The 19,330-nt window shown below is 69.6% G+C and carries 17 protein-coding genes; 11 read left to right on the top strand and 6 right to left on the bottom strand.

Annotated elements, in window-relative coordinates; translation table 11 throughout:
* Positions 1 to 89: 89 nt before the first annotated feature.
* The 3 genes from fba to LIN44_RS14970 form a co-directional block, all read right to left on the bottom strand.
* Positions 90 to 1,154, bottom strand: a complete 1,065-nt coding sequence (gene fba / locus LIN44_RS14960) for a class II fructose-bisphosphate aldolase (protein ID WP_018008879.1) — start codon at positions 1,152 to 1,154, stop codon at positions 90 to 92.
* Positions 1,155 to 1,204: 50 nt separating this feature from the next.
* Positions 1,205 to 2,641 (bottom strand): pyruvate kinase, encoded by a 1,437-nt coding sequence (pyk, locus tag LIN44_RS14965; RefSeq protein WP_227312750.1) that lies wholly within the window; start codon positions 2,639 to 2,641, stop codon positions 1,205 to 1,207.
* 91 nt (positions 2,642 to 2,732) lie between these two features.
* Complete coding sequence (locus tag LIN44_RS14970) at positions 2,733 to 3,929, bottom strand: phosphoglycerate kinase (RefSeq protein ID WP_227312751.1); 1,197 nt, start codon at positions 3,927 to 3,929, stop codon at positions 2,733 to 2,735.
* Positions 3,930 to 4,346: 417 nt separating this feature from the next.
* Between LIN44_RS14970 and LIN44_RS14975 the strand changes: the two genes are divergently transcribed.
* On the top strand, positions 4,347 to 5,450 hold the full coding sequence (locus tag LIN44_RS14975; RefSeq protein ID WP_227312752.1) for a helix-turn-helix transcriptional regulator: 1,104 nt from the start codon (positions 4,347 to 4,349) through the stop codon (positions 5,448 to 5,450).
* A gap of 106 nt (positions 5,451 to 5,556) precedes the next feature.
* Positions 5,557 to 6,696, top strand: a complete 1,140-nt coding sequence (locus LIN44_RS14980; protein ID WP_227312753.1) for a helix-turn-helix transcriptional regulator — start codon at positions 5,557 to 5,559, stop codon at positions 6,694 to 6,696.
* 30 nt (positions 6,697 to 6,726) lie between these two features.
* On the opposite strand, the gene LIN44_RS14985 is transcribed toward LIN44_RS14980, so the two are convergent.
* Both LIN44_RS14985 and LIN44_RS14990 read right to left on the bottom strand, forming a co-directional pair.
* A complete protein-coding gene (locus LIN44_RS14985) occupies positions 6,727 to 7,755 on the bottom strand; it encodes a tripartite tricarboxylate transporter substrate binding protein (RefSeq protein WP_227312754.1) in 1,029 nt (342 codons plus the stop codon).
* Between the two features lie 153 nt (positions 7,756 to 7,908).
* Entirely contained in the window at positions 7,909 to 10,857 is a 2,949-nt protein-coding gene (locus LIN44_RS14990) for a DEAD/DEAH box helicase (RefSeq protein ID WP_227314409.1), read from the bottom strand.
* Between the two features lie 305 nt (positions 10,858 to 11,162).
* Here LIN44_RS14990 and LIN44_RS14995 point away from each other — a divergent pair, with 305 nt between their 5' ends.
* The 6 genes from LIN44_RS14995 to LIN44_RS15020 all read left to right on the top strand — a co-directional run bounded on the left by LIN44_RS14995 (position 11,163) and on the right by LIN44_RS15020 (position 15,710).
* Positions 11,163 to 12,083 carry a branched-chain amino acid transaminase gene (locus tag LIN44_RS14995; RefSeq protein WP_062796961.1) on the top strand — a complete coding sequence of 307 codons (921 nt, stop codon included), beginning with the start codon at positions 11,163 to 11,165 and terminating at the stop codon, positions 12,081 to 12,083.
* Between the two features lie 94 nt (positions 12,084 to 12,177).
* Positions 12,178 to 12,372, top strand: coding sequence for a zinc-finger domain-containing protein (locus LIN44_RS15000; RefSeq protein WP_010812205.1), 195 nt, complete (start codon positions 12,178 to 12,180; stop codon positions 12,370 to 12,372).
* A 118-nt stretch (positions 12,373 to 12,490) separates the two neighbouring features.
* Entirely contained in the window at positions 12,491 to 13,513 is a 1,023-nt protein-coding gene (gene waaF, locus LIN44_RS15005; RefSeq protein ID WP_227312755.1) for a lipopolysaccharide heptosyltransferase II, read from the top strand.
* 31 nt (positions 13,514 to 13,544) lie between these two features.
* The gene (locus tag LIN44_RS15010) at positions 13,545 to 13,985 is read left to right on the top strand and encodes a nuclear transport factor 2 family protein (protein WP_012351840.1); all 441 of its coding nucleotides are present in this window, start codon (positions 13,545 to 13,547) and stop codon (positions 13,983 to 13,985) included.
* A 40-nt stretch (positions 13,986 to 14,025) separates the two neighbouring features.
* Positions 14,026 to 15,105, top strand: a complete 1,080-nt coding sequence (locus LIN44_RS15015; protein WP_227312756.1) for a YheT family hydrolase — start codon at positions 14,026 to 14,028, stop codon at positions 15,103 to 15,105.
* A gap of 29 nt (positions 15,106 to 15,134) precedes the next feature.
* Complete coding sequence (locus LIN44_RS15020; protein ID WP_227314410.1) at positions 15,135 to 15,710, top strand: DUF2946 family protein; 576 nt, start codon at positions 15,135 to 15,137, stop codon at positions 15,708 to 15,710.
* A gap of 21 nt (positions 15,711 to 15,731) precedes the next feature.
* Here LIN44_RS15020 and LIN44_RS15025 read toward each other — a convergent pair whose 3' ends face one another.
* The gene (locus LIN44_RS15025; protein WP_227312757.1) at positions 15,732 to 17,537 is read right to left on the bottom strand and encodes a M48 family metalloprotease; all 1,806 of its coding nucleotides are present in this window, start codon (positions 17,535 to 17,537) and stop codon (positions 15,732 to 15,734) included.
* A 109-nt stretch (positions 17,538 to 17,646) separates the two neighbouring features.
* Here LIN44_RS15025 and moaC point away from each other — a divergent pair, with 109 nt between their 5' ends.
* The 3 genes from moaC (at position 17,647) to LIN44_RS15040 (ending at position 19,329) form a co-directional block, all read left to right on the top strand.
* Positions 17,647 to 18,126: a cyclic pyranopterin monophosphate synthase MoaC gene (gene moaC, locus LIN44_RS15030; RefSeq protein WP_227314411.1), complete on the top strand. Its 480-nt coding sequence runs from the start codon at positions 17,647 to 17,649 to the stop codon at positions 18,124 to 18,126.
* Between the two features lie 235 nt (positions 18,127 to 18,361).
* The gene (locus LIN44_RS15035) at positions 18,362 to 18,805 is read left to right on the top strand and encodes a hypothetical protein (protein WP_227312758.1); all 444 of its coding nucleotides are present in this window, start codon (positions 18,362 to 18,364) and stop codon (positions 18,803 to 18,805) included.
* Between the two features lie 14 nt (positions 18,806 to 18,819).
* Positions 18,820 to 19,329, top strand: a complete 510-nt coding sequence (locus LIN44_RS15040) for a hypothetical protein (protein ID WP_227312759.1) — start codon at positions 18,820 to 18,822, stop codon at positions 19,327 to 19,329.
* Position 19,330: the final 1 nt, after the last annotated feature.

Raw genomic sequence — 19,330 nt, forward strand, 5'->3', positions numbered from 1 at the left:
CCGCGCAGGCGGGGACCCAGTGACTTTGTCTTTCTCCAGCGCCTGATGAAAGACACTGGGTTCCCGCCTGCGCGGGAACGACGGTCAGGTTACTGCACGACCTGCGCCAGCTTGCCCGACTTGTACTGCTGCGCGATCTCGCTCAGCGCGACCGGCTTGATCTTGCCGGCCTGGCCTTCGCAGCCGAACGCCAGGTAGCGTGCCTTGCACACCTGCTTGGCGGCTTCGCGGGCCGGCTTCAGGTATTCGCGCGGGTCGAACTTGCTCGGGTTCTCGACGAAGAAGCGGCGGATCGCGCCGGTCATGGCCAGGCGGATGTCGGTGTCGATGTTGATCTTGCGCACGCCGTACTTGATCGCTTCCTGGATTTCCTCGACCGGCACGCCGTAGGTTTCCTTCATGTCGCCGCCGAACTTGCGGATCTCTTCCAGCAGTTCCTGCGGCACCGACGACGAGCCGTGCATCACCAGGTGGGTGTTGGGGATGCGGGCGTGGATTTCCTTGATGCGGTTGATCGCCAGGATGTCGCCGGTGGGCTTGCGGGTGAACTTGTAGGCGCCGTGCGAGGTGCCGATGGCGATCGCCAGCGCGTCGAGCTGGGTGGCCTTGACGAAGTCGGCGGCCTGCTCGGGATCGGTCAACAGCATGGAGTGGTCCAGCTTGCCTTCGGCGCCGATGCCGTCTTCTTCGCCGGCTTCACCGGTTTCGAGCGAGCCCAGGCAGCCCAGCTCGCCCTCGACGGTCACGCCGATGGCGTGCGACAGCTGCACCACCTTGCGGGTCACGTCGACGTTGTATTCGTAGTCGGCCGGGGTCTTGCCGTCTTCGCGCAGCGAGCCGTCCATCATCACCGACGAGAAGCCCAGGTCGATCGCGGCCTGGCAGATCGCCGGCGACTGGCCGTGGTCCTGGTGCATCACCACCGGGATGTGCGGATAGGCTTCGACCGCGGCTTCGATCAGGTGGCGCAGGAAGTGCTCGCCGGCGTATTTGCGGGCGCCGGCCGAGGCTTGCATGATCACCGGAGCGTTGACCTCGTCGGCCGCCTGCATGATGGCCTGCACTTGCTCGAGGTTGTTCACGTTGAAGGCCGGCAGGCCGTAGCTGTTCTCGGCTGCGTGGTCCAGCAGCTGGCGCATCGAAACGAGTGGCATGTCTAACTCCTAAATGAAAATGGGATGTCTCGGTATTTTTTTGTCGGCGCTCAATGCCCCACCCTGACGATCTTCAGGGTGTTGGTACCGCCCGGCTGGCCCATCGGCTCGCCAATGGTCAGCACGATGAAATCGCCCCGCTGCACCACGCCCTGCGCCAGCAGCAGTTCCTCGGCCTGCTCCAGCGCGGTATCGCGGTCGGTGCTCGACTGCAGCGGCAGCGGCACCACGTTGCGGTACAGCTGCATCTTGCGCTGCGACGCCAGGTTGGGCGTCATCGCGTAGATCGGTACATGGATGCGGTGCCGGCTCATCCACAGCGCGGTCGCGCCGGAATCGGTCAGCGCCGCGATCGCCTTCACCTGCAAATGATAGGCGGTGAACAGTGCCCCCATCGCCACGGACTGGTCGATGCGCGAGAAGGTCTGGTTCAGGAAATCGGTGTCGAGCTGCACCACCTCGGACTTCTCGGCCTCGATGCAGACCGCGGCCATGGCCTCGACGGTCTCGACCGGATAGCGGCCGGCGGCGGTCTCGGCCGACAGCATCACGGCGTCGGTGCCGTCCAGCACGGCGTTGGCCACGTCCGAGACCTCGGCGCGGGTCGGCACCGGGTTGACGATCATGCTTTCCATCATCTGCGTGGCGGTGATGGTGAGCTTGTTGGCCTCGCGCGCCAGCTTGATCATGCGCTTCTGCAGCGCCGGCACGGCGGCGTTGCCGACTTCCACGGCCAGGTCGCCACGCGCCACCATAATGCCGTCGGAGGCCTGCAGGATTTCTTCCAGCACGCCCGGATGGATGGCCTCGGCGCGCTCGATCTTGGCGATCATGCGGGCCCGGTGGCCGTGCGGCTGGCCGGCCACGGCGGCCAGCTGGCGCGCCATTTCCATGTCGGTGGCGTTCTTGGGGAAGCTCACCGCGAGGTAGTCCGCGCCCAGGGCCATGGCGGTCTTGATGTCGTCCATGTCCTTGGCGGTCAGCGCCGGCGCCGACAGCCCGCCGCCCTGGCGGTTGATGCCCTTGTTATTGGACAGCTCGCCGCCGACGCGCACGGTGGTGAAGATCTCGTTGCCCAGCACGCGGTCGACCACCAGCACGATCAGGCCGTCGTTGAGCAGCAGCAGGTCGCCCGGCCCGACGTCGCGCGGCAGGTCCTGGTAGTCCAGGCCGGCGCGCTCTTCGTTGCCGAGCTTGCAGTTGGAATCGAGGATGAAGGGCTCGCCCGCCTTGAGCAGGATCTTGCCGTGCTCGAACTTGCCCACGCGGATCTTGGGGCCCTGCAGGTCGGCCATGATGGCGACCTCGCGCCCGCACGCCTGCGCCGCCTCGCGCACCAGCCGGGCGCGGTCGAGGTGGTCCTGGGCGGTGCCGTGCGAAAAGTTCAGCCGCACCACGTCGACCCCTGCCGCGATCATGCGCGTCAGGATCTCCAGCGAGCTGGAGGCGGGGCCGATGGTGGCGACGATCTTGGTGGAACGGGTCATGCGGGGTTTCCTGGTTTCAGCGCTCGATGGCCCGACGGCCGGTTGGCGCGACCGGCGGGCCGACGGCTCCGCCAGGCGCGGGGCGGATGCGTCAGCCTGCGGCGCGCTGCTCCAGCACTTCGAAGGCGGGCAGCGTCTTGCCTTCCAGGAATTCCAGGAACGCGCCGCCGCCGGTCGAGATATAGCCGACGCGGTCGGCAATGCCGTACTTGGCGATGGCGGCCAGGGTGTCGCCGCCGCCGGCGATCGAGAATGCCTTGGACTCGGCGATGGCCTCGGCCAGCACCTTGGTGCCGTTGCCGAACTGGTCGAACTCGAACACGCCGACCGGGCCGTTCCAGACGATGGTGCCTGCGGCCTTCAGTTGATCGGCCAGCATCGCGGCGGTCTTCGGGCCGATGTCCAGGATCATGTCGTCGTCGGCGACATCCTTGACGTCCTTGACGGTGGCCGTGGCGGTCGCGCTGAATTCCTTGGCGCAGACCACGTCGACCGGAATCGGCACCGAGGCGCCGCGGCGGGCCATGATGTCGATGATGGCCTTGGCGTCGCCGACCAGGTCGGCTTCGGCCAGCGACTTGCCGATCTTCAGGCCGGCGGCCAGCATGAAGGTGTTGGCGATGCCGCCGCCGACCACCAGGTTGTCGACCTTGTCGGCCAGCGACTTCAGGATGGTCAGCTTGGTCGAGACCTTGGAGCCGGCCACGATCGCCACCAGCGGACGCGCCGGCTGGCCCAGCGCCTTGCCCAGCGCATCGATCTCGGCGGCCAGCAGCGGGCCGGCGCAGGCGACCGGCGCGTATTTGGCGATGCCGTGGGTGGTGGCTTCGGCGCGGTGCGCGGTGCCGAAGGCGTCGTTGACGTAGACGTCGCACAGCTTGGCCATCTTCTGCGCCAGCTCGTCGCTGTTCTTCTTCTCGCCCTTATTGACGCGGCAGTTTTCCAGCAGCACCACCTGGCCGGGCGCCACCTCGACGCCGTCGACCCAGTTCTGCACCAGCTTGACCGGCTTGCCCAGCAGTTCGGACAGGCGCGCGGCGATCGGCGCCAGCGAGTCTTCGGGCTTGAACTCGCCCTCGGTCGGGCGGCCCAAGTGGGACGTGACCATCACCGCCGCGCCGGCGGCCAGGCAAGCCTCGATGGCCGGCACGGAGGCGCGGATGCGGGTGTCCTCGGTGATGTTGCCGGCGTCATCCTGCGGCACGTTCAGGTCGGCGCGGATGAAGACCCGCTTGCCGGAAAGTTTGCCTTGGGAAATCAGATCGGAAAGACGCAGGACAGAGGTCATGACGGTGGATGGCGCGAGATTTCGCTACGGACTCGGGGAAACCGGCATTTTACCTGAAGGCGATCCGGGCTTTGCCGAATCCGGACCGGCGCCTACCTTGATGCGTCCCGCAAGGCACAAAGCGGCGCGCCAGCCTGTGCCGGCGGGCGCCCCGCCTGGCCTGACTCCCCACCAAAGAAGGGGCGCCCGCGTTTTCCGCGAGACCCCCAAGTGCGGTAATGTACGCAACGTCTGCTACATCAGACACGCAATCACGCCAGAGCCGGTCTACAAACGGCCAAGACAAGCGGCGGCCGACAAGAGGCTAACCATAACAGCCCACTACCAGCAGCCAGAACAACAAAGCATGCCGGGGTGCGAGCGGACGCACCACCGGCGTCGCGCATTATTTTGTCGCGAATGCAAGGGGTAAGTCAGATGAATGAAGCCGACATCCACGGAGCGATCCGCGGCTTGTACGAGGGCATTCTGGATCCGGGAGCCTGGCAGGACAGCCTGCGCACCCTGACCGGGCTGGCGGGCGCCGCACATGCCTCGATGATGGTGTGGGACACGGTGCGCGACCAGATCACCGTCAACGAGATCGTCAACCCGGTGGTCGAGCTGTTCACCGAATACGAATCGGACTACCAGGCGATCGACCCGGCCAAGCAGTTCGCGCCGGCCATGCGGCCGGGCCACTGGTATATCGACGCGCGCGAACTGGGCGAAGGCACCATGGCGCGCCATCCGTTCTACCGCGAGTTTTTCCACCGCTATGGCCTGCGCTCCTACGTCGCCTGCCTGGTCGAGCGCCAGCCCCATTACGAAGTCTATTTCTCGATGCAGCGCGCGCGCCGGCAGCCGCTGTTCTCGAGCGCCGACACCGGCGGCCTGGACTGGATCATCCCGCATATGCGCAGCGCCATGGCGATGCGCGACCGCGCGCTCGGGCTGACGGTGCTGGCGCGGCTGTCGACGCAGCTGGTGGAGCGACTCAATTTCGCCCTGCTGGTGTTTTCGCCGCAGCGCCAGGTGCTGTTGTGCAACCGCGCCGGCGAACGCTGGGCGCGCCGGCTCGACCCGGCCGGCAAGGTTTCGGACTGGAGCCTGTCGCGGCCGTTCGCCGACATGCTCCAGGCCGCCTGCGATCCGCGCCACGCGGTGGCCGCGCAGGCGGCGCGCGCCACCAGCGGCGCCGACAGCGCCCAGGTCATCGTGCTGCCGCTGCCGCCCTCGCACGCCTTCGCGGCGCAGTGGCAGGAACCGGCTGCGCTGGTGATCGTGCACGAGCAGGACCGCGCGCCGCTGTTGCTCGGCCCCGTGCTGCGCGACCTGTACGGGCTGACGCCGGCCGAGACCCGGCTGAGCGTCCAGCTGGCCCACGGCCAGGGCCTGCCCGAAGCCAGCCAGCAATTGGGCATCCGCCACGAGACCGCGCGCACGCAGCTCAAGGCGGTGTTCCACAAGACCGGCTGCAACAGCCAGGCCCAGCTCACGCATCTGCTCTCGCGCCTGGGCGCGGCGCTGGACCAGGGCTGAACCCGCAAGCCTGCAATCCTGCAACGGGCCAGGGCCGCTGCGGCGGCACGCGCGCTGCTACGCGGGTAAAGTGCTAAAAATAAAAGAAGTAAAAAGAAGGAAAGCCATGAGCGACACACAGATGCACGACACCATTCGCGCGCTGTATGAGGGGATATTCGACGCCGATGCCTGGCAGCGCAGTCTGGGCGCGCTGTGCCAGGCCAGCGGCAGCAGCCACGCCCACCTGCTCGTGCTCGACACCGTGCACGAGCGCGTGCTGGTGCACCAGGAGGTCAACCCGATGCCCGAGGCCGTGGCCGCCTACCGCGAACACTTCGCCGCGATCGACCCGGCGCTGCCGTTCGCGCGGCGCATGGCGGTGGGCAGCTGGTATATCGATTCGCGCGAACTGGGGCCGCAGGTCATGCGGCAGTCGCCCTTCTACGGCGAGTTCCTGCGGCCGATCGAACAGTCGTCGGTGATGGCCTGCCTGATCGAGCGCCAGCCGCACTACGACGTGTTCCTGTCGCTGCAGCGCCCGCACGGCCACGACCATTACTCTCCGGAAGACGCGCGCGCGCTCGACTGGGCCATCCCGCACGTGCGCCAGGCGATGGCGCTGCGCGAGCGCACCCACCAGGTGTCGGCGCTGGCGCATGCGTCGTCGCAGCTGATGGAGCGGCTGCCGTTCGGCGTGATCGTGTTCCGCGACGACGGCAAGCCGCTGCTGGCCAACAGCATCGGCGAAGCCTGGGTGCGCCGGCTGCTGCCGGCGGTATCGATCGAAACCAGCGCCGCGGCGCCGCTGGCCGCCGCGCGCGACGATGGCGGCTGGACCCTGTCGCGCCAGTTCGCGGACGCGCTGCGGGCGGTGAGCAGCCCGGCCAGCGTGCAGCCGGCGCAGGCGCTGCGCGCGGTCGACAGCGCAGGCCGGCAGGCGCAGGTGATCCTGCTGCCGCTGCCGCCGGCGCATCACCTGGCGCTGGACTGGCAGCGCCCCAGCGTGCTGGTGGCGATCCACGAGCCGGGCGCCGCGCCGATGACGCTGCCGACCGTATTGCGAGACCTCTACGGCCTGACGCCGGCGGAGATCCGGCTGGCGCTGCAATTGTCTTCGGGCATCGGCCTGCCCGAGGCCTGCGAGCTGATCGGCATCCGGCGCGAGACCGGGCGCACGCAGCTCAAGGCGATCTTCACCAAGACCGGCACCGGCACGCAGGCGCAGCTGGCGCACCTGCTGACGCGGCTGGGGGTGCGGGCCTAGCGGCGCAGGCCGCCGCCGCGGCAATGCGGATCAGTCGATCGACGCGCCCACGGTCTTGACCACGCCCGCCCACTTCTGGCGGTCGGCCTTCACCGTGGCCTTGAACTGCTCCACGGTCTCGACCCGCGGCGTGTTGCCGGCATCGATCAGCTTCTGGCGGATCGCCGGCGTTTCCAGCGCCACCTTGACCGCGTCGTTGACCTTGCGCGCGATCTTCGGATCCAGCCCCTTGGGCCCGAACAGGCCGAACCAGATGGTGCTGTTGAAGCCGGGCAGGCCGCTTTCGGCAATGGTCGGCACGTCGGCAATCACCTGCACGCGCTGTTTGGTGGTCACCCCCAGCAGCCGCACCTTGCCGGCGCGGAACTGCGGCAGCACGCTCTGCACCTGGTTGAAGATGCAGCAGACCTCGCCCTTCACCACCGCCTGCAGCGCGTCGGGGCCGCCCTTGTAGGGCACGTGCACCATGTCGAGACCGGCGCGCGCATTGAACTCGGCGAACGCCAGGTGCGTGCCGGTGCCGTTGCCGGTGGAGGCAAAGTTGTACTTGCCGGGATTGGCCTTGACCTTCTCGATGAATTCCTTGACCGACTTGACGTCGAGCACGGCCGGGTTGACGGTCAGCACGTTGGAGACCTCGACCAGCGGCGCGATCGGGGTGAAATCGGCGTCGGCATCGAACGGCAGGGTCTTGTACAGCGCCGGGTTGATGCCGTGCGTGGCGGCGGTGCCGAGCAGCAGCGTGTAGCCGTCCGGCCTGGCATGCGCCACCACCTCGGAGGCAACGTTGCCGCCGGCGCCCGGGCGGTAGTCATAGACGATGGTGGTCTTCAGCGACTTCTGCAGCGATTCCTGCAGCGTGCGGCCGACGATGTCGACGCCGGAGCCGGCGGTGAAGCCCATCAGGATCGTCACCGGCTGCGTCGGCCATTCGCCCTGCGCGTGGGCGGGCAGGCTGACCATGCCCGCGGCGGCGGCGCACAGCGCGGCCAGGCGGGCGGCCAGGCGGGCTGCGGAATGGAAGGACAAGCGCGGAAGCAGGCGGGACGAATCAGTCATGGGGGGCACCGTCGGTGAATGTCAGCGAAAAAGCGGCCCGACGAGGCGGGCCAGCGCAACAAGATAGCAAGGTTCCTGCCAAACCCAAACGACTGAGTTTGCCTGAAGGTATGCCGTGCGGGCATATGGCAACAACTAGGCGCGGTCTGCGCTTCAGCGCCGCAGCAGTCCCACCAGTTCATCGACATCCGGCAGCGGCGCGCCGGTGCCGGCGTTGTGGTCGTCGTCGGCCTCCAGCAGGCCGTCGGCGAGCGCGCGCTTGTCGCGGTGCAGCTCGACGATGCGCTCCTCGATGGTGCCCGCGTTGATCAGCCGGTACACCGTGACCGGGCGCTGCTGGCCGATGCGGTGCGCGCGGCCCATGGCCTGGTCTTCGGCGGCGGGGTTCCACCACGGGTCGGCGATGATCACGTAGTCGGCCGCGGTCAGGTTCAGGCCGAAGCCGCCGGCCTTCAGGCTGATCAGGAAGACATCGCCCGCGCCCGCCTGGAACGCGGCCACGCGGCGCGTGCGCTCGGCCGCGGGGGTGGCGCCGTCCAGGTATTGCAGCGCCAGCCCGGCGCGCTCGAGCCCCTGGCGCAGCAGCTGCAGGAAATCGACGAACTGGCTGAACACCAGGGTCTTGTGGCCGCTGGCGGCCAGTCCGCTGGCCAGCTCGACGAAGGCGCGCAGCTTGGCACCTTCGCTCAATTGGCCAGCCAGTTCGGGCGTGACCAGGCGCGGGTCGCACGCCGCGCGGCGCAGCCGCATCAGCTGCGCCAGCACATGCAGGCGCGCCTGCGCCTGGTGCCGGGACTGCGCCAGCGCCCGCGCACGGGCGCCGGCGGGCGCGTCCCGGGTCGCCTTGCGCGCGGCCTCGATACGCGCCAGCGCGGCCTCGGCCTCGGTCTGGGCCTGGCGGCGCAGCGCCTCGTAGTGCGCGGCCTCGACCGGCTCGGGCTCGACCCGGATCACCAGCTCGGTCCGCGGCGGCAGTTCGTCGAGCACCTGCGCCTTGGTCCGGCGCAGCACGAACGGCGCGATCATGCGGCGCAGCCGCAGGCGCGCCTCGCGGCTGCCGGCGCGTTCGATCGGGTTGGCAAAATGCTCGTTGAAGCGCGCCAGCGAGCCCAGCAGGCCCGGATTGCAGAACCGCATCACCGACCACAGCTCGGCCAGCCGGTTTTCCACCGGGGTGCCGGTCAGCGCCATGCGGAAGCCCGACGGCAACGCGAACATCGCCTGCGCGCGCCGCGTGACCGCGTTCTTGAAGGCCTGGGCCTCGTCGGCCACCACGGTGTGCCATTCGCGCGCGCAGAACTCCTGGCTGGCCTGCTGCAGCAGCGTGTACGAGACGATCACCAGGTCATGCGGGCCGGCCCGCGCCAGCAGCGCGTCGCGGTCGCCCTCGGCATAGACGTGGACATTGAGCGTGGGCGCGAAACGGCGCGCCTCGGCGGCCCAGTTGCCGCACACCGAGGTCGGCGCAATCACCAGCGCCGCGCCGCCGCCGGCGCGCGCGACCAGCACCGCCAGCGCCTGCAGGGTCTTGCCCAGGCCCATGTCGTCGGCCAGGCACGCGCCCAGCCCGGCGGCGGCCAGCGTCATGGCCCAGCGGTAGCCGGCTTCCTGGTAGGGGCGCAGCTCGGCCGCCAGCGTGGCCGGCAGCGCGATCCCGGTCTCGCGCGCGGCGCGCAGCCGGGCGATGCGCGTGCGGAAATGCGCGTCGGGATCGACGCCCGCGCCGGCGAGCACGTCGTCCAGCCACGGCGTGGCCATCTGCGGCACGCGGATGCCGTCGGGCACTCGCTCGCCCACGCCCGCGAGGTCGCGCAGCCGGCCGCGCAGCACCTGTGTCAGCGCCACGTAGACGCCCTGCCCCATCGGCACGAAGCGCCCGGCATGGCTGCCGGTCCAGTCGATCAGCTGGCCCAGTTCCAGCACCAGCCCCTCGGCCACGCGCAGCTCGCCGGCGAGCTTGTACCACGCGCCGCGGCTCTCGATCTGCACGCCCAGCTGCGGCAGGTCGGCGGGCAGCACGCGCAGCGCCTTGCCGCGCGGCCATTCGACCGCCTGCACCGCGGACAGCGCCGGCAGCGCCTCGACCACCGCAAGCGCCTCCTCGGGATGGTCCAGCGTCCAGGTGTATTCGCCGCCCGGCGGCGACAGCGCGACCAGCTGCGGCAGCGCGGCGAAGACCTCGGCCACGCTGGCCAGTTCGGCATCGAGGTCGCGCTGCGTCGACAAGGTCTCGCCGCGCACCGTGGCCATCAGTTTCTCGCGCCCGGCGCCGGGCGCCAGCCGCGGGCCGAGCGGGCCCAGCGGCGTCACCACCAGCCGCAGCGAGATGCCGCGCCCCACCGGCGCCACTTCGGCACGCAGGCGCGCCTCGGCCTCGACCGCGCGCGTGCCGGCCGCGGCATCGGCCTGGATCTGGAACTGGCCGGCCAGCGCGCGCAGGGTCTGGTCGAGCCGGGCGTGTCCGTCTTCGGGAATCGCCAGGCCGTTGCCGATCAGCCGCGCCGCCTCGAACTGCGCCGGGGTGTAGCGGATCAGCCGCAGCCGGTGCGGCCCGTCGCGCAGCAGCGTGAACTGGCGCAGCGCCTCGGCCTCCTGGCGCGCGGCGGCGGGCAGCAGCGCCTCCAGCGCCGGCGCCTCGCGCACCGGCGGGAACAGCCGCAGCACGTAGCGGCCGGCGCTGCGCACCGCCTCCAGCGCGGGCGTGTCCTCGACCACGTCGATCGTCTGGGTGGGCGCGTGGGCCAGCACCACGCCCGGGTGCCCGGCCAGCGCCATCAGCGCCATGGCGCGGTCGAGCACGTAGCGGCGGTTGTGCGAGGCATCGCGGCGGATGGCGCGCGCCACGCGCGCATCCCATGGCTCGAGCCGGTCGTCCTCGGCGATGCGCGCCAGCGGCACCGGCCGCGGCTTGCCCCAGCCCTTCGGGCCGCGCACCTGCTCCAGCGGCTCGATGGTGCCGGGGGCGCCATCGGCGTCCAGCGTCAGCGCCCACAGCAGGCGCCGCGCGGGCTGCGCCGCGCCAGCCGCGCCTTGGGCATCCGCGTCGGCGAGCGCGCGCAGCGCATCCAGCGCCTGCTGCCAGCCGGCCTCCGGGGCGGGCATGGCGCCGTCGTGGCCGGGCAGCGGATCAGGCACGGCGCCCGGGCCGTTTTGTGTGGTCAGAGGCACGGCAGGATTTGGATAGACGACGCCCCAACCTCCACCGTCATTCCCGCGCAGGCGGGAATCCAGCGTCTTTGAAAGTCACTGGGTTCCCGCCTGCGCGGGAACGACGGGGAGATTATTCGAGAGGCGACTGCACAAAAAGCGCATTCTAGACCGCCGCGGCGCCCGCGCCGCGTTGTGACCCATGTCCCCCGCGCTTACAATATCGTTTTTGCTAATTTCACGGCGCAGGGAGAACAGACATGTCGATGGCGGATCGCGACGGCAAGATTTGGATGGACGGCAAGCTGATCGAATGGCGCGACGCCAAGATCCACGTGCTGACGCATACGCTGCACTACGGCATGGGCGTGTTCGAGGGCGTGCGCGCCTACAAGACCCCCGAAGGCACCGCCATCTTCCGCCTGAAGGAGCACACCCGCCGCCTGTTCAACTCGGCCAAGATCTTCCAGATGGCGATGCCGTTCGACGAGGCCACGCTGGAAGCCGCCACGCGCGAAGTGGTGCGCGCCAACAACCTGGAATCGTGCTACATCCGCCCGATCGTGTGGATCGGCTCGGAAAAGCTGGGCGTCTCGGCCAAGGGCAACACCATCCACGTCGCCATCGCCGCGTGGCCGTGGGGCGCCTACCTGGGCGAGGAAGGCATGGAGCGCGGCATCCGCGTCAAGACCTCGTCGTTCACCCGCCACCACGTCAACGTGTCGCTGGTGCGCGCCAAGGCCAGCGGCTACTACATCAACTCGATCCTGGCCAACCAGGAAGCCACCGGCCTGGGCTACGACGAAGCGCTGCTGCTCGACACCGACGGCTACGTCAGCGAAGGCTCGGGCGAGAACGTCTTTATCGTGCGCAACGGCGTGATCTACACCCCGGACCTGGCCTCGTGCCTGGACGGCATCACCCGCGACGCCACCCTGACCATCGCGCGCGACCTGGGCATCGAGGTGCGCGAGAAGCGCATCACCCGCGACGAGATGTACTGCGCCGACGAAGCCTTCTTCACCGGCACCGCCGCCGAGGTCACGCCGATCCGCGAGCTGGACGACCGCATCATCGGCGAAGGCCGCCGCGGCCCGGTGACCAAGCAGATCCAGGACGCCTTCTTTGCCGCCGTCGGCGGCACTGACGAAAAGTACAAGAAGTGGCTGACGCTGGTCTGAGCACCGGCCGGCAGTCCACGCGCCCGGCGCCCGCCCTTGCGGGCACGGCCGCGCCTTGTTTTGACGAACAATAAGCTTTATTCCCTGCAACACCATGACGCAAACCGCGACCATCATCGAAATCGGCGCCGAAGACATTCCGCTGCACTGCCCGACCGCCAACACCCCGGCCTGGAACTACCATCCGCGCGTGTTTCTCGACGTGGCCGACACCGGCGAAGCCAAGTGCCCCTACTGCGGCACCGTCTACAAGCTCAAGCCGGGCACCGTGCTGAAGGGCCACCACTGACCCGAGCCGCCTGCCATCGCACCATCCTGACGCTCCGGGCCGCCCACAGGCGCCCCGGAGCGTTGGCGTTGCCGGCGCCCGCGCCGCTGCGCCCGTGCCGGCTCCTTGCGCCCCTTCCATGAAGAAAGCCCTCGTCATCGCCCCCAACTGGATCGGCGACGCCCTGATGGCGCAGCCGCTGTTCGCGCTGCTCAAGGCACGCCATCCGCGCCTGGTCATCGACGCCCTCGCGCCCAAGTGGGTCGCGCCGGTGCTCGCGCGCATGCCGGAAATCGGCCGCGTGTTCCCGTCGGACCTTGCGCACGGCAAGCTGCAGCTGTCGGCGCGGCTGATGTTCGCGCAGCAGCTGAAGAACGAAGGCTATGACCTCGCCTACGTGCTGCCGAACTCGCTCAAGTCGGCGCTGATCCCGTGGCTGGCCGGCATTCCGCTGCGCATCGGCTATCGCGGCGAAGCGCGCTTCGGCATGCTCAACGTGCGCCACGCCAATCCGCCGCGCGACCACCGCCCGCCGATGGTCGAGCACTACGCCCGGCTGGCGCTCAAGCCCGGCGCGCGGCTGCCCGAGAACCTGACCGAGCCGCGCCTGCGCGTGGACCCGGCGCGCGTCGCGGCCACCGCCGAGCGCTTCGGGCTGGCCCCGCACACGCGCGTGATCGCGTTCTGCCCGGGCGCCGAGTTCGGCCCGGCCAAGCGCTGGCCCGCCGCCCATTTCGCCAGGCTGGCGCAGATGCTGCGGCGCTCCTACCCGTACGCGCAGATGATCGCGCTGGGCTCGGCCAAGGACGCCGAGATCGCCGCTGAAATCACCAGCGAGGCCCCGTTCGTGCGCAACCTGTGCGGCCAGACCTCGCTCGACGACGCGGTCGACCTGCTGGCGCTGTCCGAAGCCGCGGTCTGCAACGACTCGGGCCTGATGCACGTGACTGCCGCGCTGGGCCGGCCCCAGGTGGCGGTGTATGGCTCGAGCGATCCGCGCCACACGCCGCCGCTGTCACAGGCAGCGAGTATCATGTGGCTGCAGCTGGAGTGCAGTCCGTGCTTCAAGCGCGAGTGCCCGCTGGGGCACCTGCGCTGCCTGAAAGAGATCGAACCGGAAATGGTGTTCGTCGAGCTGCGCAAGCTGCTGCACCGGCCCTGACCCTCCTGCCATTGCCACGTCCATTGCCACCATGCCTCGCTTTGCCCGCCTGTTCGATTCCGCCGAAGACATCGTCGACGCTTTCCGCGAAGCGCTGAAGCTGCGCGACGCCGAGGGCGCGCTGCGCCTGTGGCTGGACGAAGACTCGATCACCTGCGTGCTGCCCGACGGGCAACGCCTGATCGGCCACGAACAGCTGCGCCAGGCATTCTCGCAACTGCTGGAAGAACAGCCGGTGCTGGTCGACGCCATCGAAACCAGCAGCCATGCGTCGATGGCCGTGTCGATCTTCGACGTGACCGAGGCGCTGCGCTTCGGCAGCGACCGCGTCGAGGCCGACCTGTACGTGCACACCACCTACGTGCTGATGCAGAACCACGAAGGCTGGCGCCTGGCCCACATCCACTGCAGCCCCGCCAACGCGGTGCAGGTGGCCGCCGTGGCCGCCACGCCGGGCCAGGCACTGCACTGAACCCGCGGCCGCGCAGCGGCTGCCGCAACACCAAGCCGGCATGACGCAGCTTCCGCACCACCGACTGCCCTACGCCGTCCAGGCAGATCCAGCCAGCGCGCATGGCTATGGCGAGGGCACGCCGATGCCCTGGTGGTTGCGTGGCGGCCATGCGCAGACCATCATCCCGGCGCGCTTCACGCGCCGCCCGCCGCGTGTCGGTTTTCGCCGCGAACGCTGGACCACGCCGGACCAGGACTTTATCGACCTCGACTGGACCACGCACGCAGTGCAGGCCGATACGCCGCTGGTGGTGATGTTCCACGGCCTCGAGGGCGACTCCGGCAGCCATTACGCGCAGGCGCTGATGCATGCGCTGTCGCTGCGCGGCTGGCAGGGCGTGATCCCGCATTTCCGCGGCTGCTCGGGCGAACTCAACCTCGCGCCGCGCTTCTACCACTCGGGCGATTCGGCCGAGATCCGCTGGGTGCTGCAGCGCATGCGCCAGCACCACTGCGCCGGCGGGCGCAAGCTGCTGGTGGTGGGGATCTCGCTGGGCGGCAATGCGTTGCTGCGCATGCTGGGCGAAGACGGCAGCGGTGCCGGTTACGTGCACGCGGCCGCGGCGATTTCCGCGCCGCTGGACCTGGCCGCGGGCGGCGCGGCGCTGTCGGCCGGCTTCAACCTGGTCTACACGCGCATGTTCCTGCAGACGCTCAAGCGCAAGTCGCTGGCCAAGCTGGAACAGTTCCCGGGCCTGTTCGACCGCGACACCATGCTGGCCAGCCGCGACCTGTACGCCTTCGACAACGTCGTCACCGCGCCGCTGCACGGCTTTGCCGATACCGACGACTACTGGCGCCGCGCCGCCAGCAAACCCGTGCTGGGCGACATCGCGGTGCCCACGCTGGTGCTCAACGCGCGCAACGATCCGTTCCTGCCGGGCCGGCACCTGCCCGGACCCGCCGACGTCAGTCCGCAAGTCTGGCTGGAACAGCCCGAGCACGGCGGCCATGTCGGCTTCATGACGCCGCCCGCGGGCTGGCGCCGGCACCTGCCGCTGCAGGTCGACGGACGCTTCAGCGGCCATATCGAATGGCTGCCGGCACGGATCCTGCAATTTTTCGACGGCATGATGTAAGGCGGGCACCGGTCCGCCGGGAGGCAATGATGGACGACATCGTCAGGCAGGCCATGGCACGCTGGCCCAACGTGCCCAATGCCTATGGCTGGCTCACGCTGGACCGCCGCGGGCAGTGGCGCCTGCGCAATGAATACGCGCAGCAGCACGGGCTCTCGGGCGACCCCATCCGCCATGAAGCGCTGATCGGCTTTATCGAGCGCAACTACCAGCGCGACGAGCGCGGCTGCTGGTACTTCCAGAACGGGCCGCAGCGGGTGTTCGTGTCGCTGGGGTATGCGCCGTGGATCGCGCGGCTGCATGCCGGCGCGTTGCGCACCACCACCCAGCAGGCCTTCACGCTGCAGGCCTGCTACGCCGATGAGCATGGCAACGTGGTGCTGGCAGGTACCGTGGACGGCGTCGATGGCGTGCAGGCAGCGCTGCTGCACGACCACGACCTGGAGCAGTTCAGCGGCGCCAGCACCTGGCATGGCGACGCCTGCGGCGCCGACCTGGGTGTGTTCCACCACGATGGCCGCGACCTGGCGATCGAGCCGATTGCCGAGAGCGAGGTGCCGAAGCACTTCGGCTTCGTGCGCCAGCCGGCGGCGCCGGCCGGCTGAGCCGTCCGACTGAGCGCCCGGTCAGTTCGGCATGCCCTTGTTGTCCTGCTTGTCCTCGCGGTACTGGCGCTCCAGCTGGTGCAGCCGCGCATCGACCTCGGAGAGCGTGTAGAAATCGCCGTCGCCGGCCTTGCGTGCGATCTGCAGCTGTTCGATGGCAGCTTGGTAGGCGCCGTCCATCGCATATTTCTCCGCCAGCGCCTGGTGTTGCTGCAGCCGCTTGCCCTGGCCGGCGTAGGCGCGCGCCAGCATCTCCCACCATTCGCTGCGGCCGGTCTCCTGGCGCGTGCGCTCGCGCAGGAAGCGCACGGCTTCGTCATGGCGGCCGGAACCGATCAGGGTCTCGGCGTACACCACCGCCACCGCGTGCGACAGCGGGAAAGCCTTCATCGAAGCGCTGGCCTGCAATAGCGCCTCGGGCACGCGGCCCTGCGCGCGCGCCAGTTCCACCGCCATCACATCGAGCATCGGGCTGCCGGAGCTGGCGCCGGGGATATTGCCGTACAGGCGTCGGGCTTCGGCCAGTTCCTGCTCGGCCGCCGGATAGCGGCGCAGGCGCTGCTCGACGAACGCCAGCGCGTAGTGCAGCGCCGGCGCGCGCAGCGCCGACGCCCCGGCCAGTTGCGTGCGCAGCGCCGCGCGCAGGTTCTGCAGGTCGCTCGGCGACGCTTCCTGGATCACGCGCGCGCGCATGCGCGCGAACTCGTACTCGGGCGTGTTGGGCACCTTGCGCTGGCTGGCGTGGCTGACGCGGTCCTGCATGTCGGCGATGCGCTCGGAAGTCAGCGGGTGGGTGCGCACATAGGACGGCACCGAATTCTCGGCGGTGCCCGCGGCGCGCTGCAGCCGCATGAAGAAATCGGGCATCCCCTGCGGATCGAAGCCTGCGGCAGTCAGGATCTGGAAGCCGACCCGGTCGGCCTCACGCTCCGCGCCGCGCGAGAACGACAGCTGGTTGGCAATGGCGGCGCCCTGCCCGCCCATCGCCAGCGCCGCCGCCGCATCCGGGCTGCGCGTCGCGGCCAGCCCGGCCAGCACCATCGATGCCAGCGCAATCCACATCGACTGGTCCTGCTGGGTGATGCCGCGCGCGATATGCCGCTGCATCACGTGGCCGATTTCATGGCCCAGCACCGAGGCCAGCTCGGACTCGGTATCGGACTGCACCAGCAGCCCGGTGTGCACGCCGATATAGCCGCCCGGCAGCGCAAAGGCGTTGATGCTGCGGTCGCGCACCGCGAACAGGTCGAAGCCGGTGGCGAACGTGCCCGCGCCGGTCGAGCCGGAAATGTTCTGGCGCCGCGCCGCCTGCACCAGCCGGTAGCCAAGCGCGTTCAGATAGTCGGACAGCAGCGGATCGGGCACGTACAGCGGATCGCGCCGGATATCGCGCATGATGCGGTCGCCCAGGCGTTTTTCCATGTCGGGCGACAGTGACGCCGTGGACGGGTCGCCGAGGTCCGGCAGCTGCACGCCGCCCGCTTCGACCACCGCGTTGTTGGTGCGCAGGCCGAACTCGGATTTCTGGCCGGCCTTCACGCTGCGGTTCAGGTTGTCGTAGACCTGGTCCGCGGCTTCGCCCGACGTGGCCGGCGTGGCTGGCGCCGGCGCGCGCGGCACAGCCACCGGCGCCGCTGGCGCGGCCGCGGTGCGCGGCGTACCCTGGGGCCACGCCGGTGCGGCGAACGTCAGCGCCAGCAACGCCGCCAGCGGCCGCCGCCAGGGAGCCCAGGCGCCATGATGTGACGCGGAACCGGCAGGCACGGCATCCGCCCCGGCGCCACGGCCACGTGCGGCAGACCTGCGAAGCGATGGGTGTTTTGGCATGTTGCTATGATAGCGGCCTCCCGGGGCCGTTCCCATCGGACGCGTCGGTCGGACGCCTCCCGGCGGCATTGGCGGTCCCATGCATGCAGTTCGCCCCAAGCTCTCGATCATGACCCAGCTCACCCATTTCGACACCGCCGGACAAGCCCACATGGTCGACGTCGGCGACAAGGCCAGCACCCATCGCGTCGCGGTGGCCACCGGCACCATCACCATGCAGCCTGCCACCTTCGCCCTGGTGCGCGACGGCAGCGCCAAGAAAGGGGACGTGATCGGCATCGCCCGCGTGGCGGCGATCATGGCCACCAAGCGCACCGCCGACCTGATCCCGCTGTGCCATCCCATCGGCCTGACCAAGGTGGCCGTCGACTTCGCACTGGACGAGGCCGCCGCCACCGTGACCTGCACCGTGCGCACCGAGACCCGCGGCCAGACCGGCGTGGAGATGGAGGCACTGACCGGCGTCCAGGTCGCGCTGCTGACGATCTACGACATGTGCAAGGCGGTGGACCGTGGCATGGTGATCGGCAACGTGAAGCTGCTGGAGAAGCATGGGGGCAAGTCGGGAGATTGGGTGGCAGCGGGTTGATCCCCCAGCGTCGAATCCGTGCGTGCGTGACGTTCGCAGTACGCGTGGCAAGGGCTACGTGGCCTCGTATTACGCCAACTTCGTTCCCTGGTAATAAAGGTAACGCGGCATTTCCACGCGCGCCGTCCCCCACCGCTGCGCGCGACAATTTGGTATTCAATATCATTGCAGGCCCGCCGCAGCATTGCGGCCGGCCGACCCGGTCCGCGCTGCGCGCGGGGATGAGGTGGATACCATGAACGGGCGCATGCTCTGCCAGATCGCCCTGGCACTCGCGGCCACGGCCGCCAGCGGCGCCGCCCTTGCCGGGCGGGCCGATCTCCACGATGCCGCCTGGCATGGCGGCGATCTCCGCGACGGCATGGTCAAGGCGCGCACCAGCGTGGGCGTCGGCATCTATCTCGGGCCCGGCGCGTTCTACGGTGGCTATCCCTATGGCTACCCCGCTCCGTACTATTACCCGCCCGCGGTGGTGGCGGTGCCCGCGGTGCCGGCCGCGCCGCCGCAATACATCGAGCAGGGACCCAATGGCCCGGTGCCCGCTCCGGGCCCCGACGGCGTCATGCCGCAGCAGGGCTGGTGGTACCACTGCAGCCAGCCTGAAGGCTACTACCCCTACGTGGCGTCCTGTCCCGGCGGCTGGCAACGCGTACCGGCACAGCCGCCGGCCAATTCCTGACACGGGGTGACACCATGCATGCCCTGATCCGCGCCACGCTGGCCGTGGCCACCCTCACCCTCGGCGCCTGCGCCGTGCTGCCCTCGGGACCCAGCGTGATGGCGCTGCCCGGCACCGGCAAGAACTTCGACCAGTTCCGCGCCGACGACTACAACTGCCGGCAATTCGCCTTCGGGCGCGTCGGCGGAGTGTCTTCGGCACAGGCCGCCAACAATGCCGCGCTCGGCAGCGCCGTGGTCGGCACCGCGCTGGGCGCGGCCGCCGGCGCGGCCTTCAACGGCGGCTCGGGCGCGGCGGTGGGCGCGGGCGTCGGCCTGCTGACGGGGGCGGCGGTCGGTGCAGGCAATGCGCAATACGCGGGTTACGGCACGCAGCAGCAATACGATGCCGCCTACGTGCAGTGCATGTACGCCAGCGGCAATCGCGTGCCCGTGCCGGGGCGCGTGGCCGCGGTCCCGGCGCCGCGGTACTACTATCCGCCGCCCCCGCCGCCGGTCTACTACAGCCCGTACCCGTACTACTAGG

The sequence above is a fragment of the Cupriavidus sp. MP-37 genome (assembly GCF_020618415.1).
Lineage (GTDB): Bacteria > Pseudomonadota > Gammaproteobacteria > Burkholderiales > Burkholderiaceae > Cupriavidus.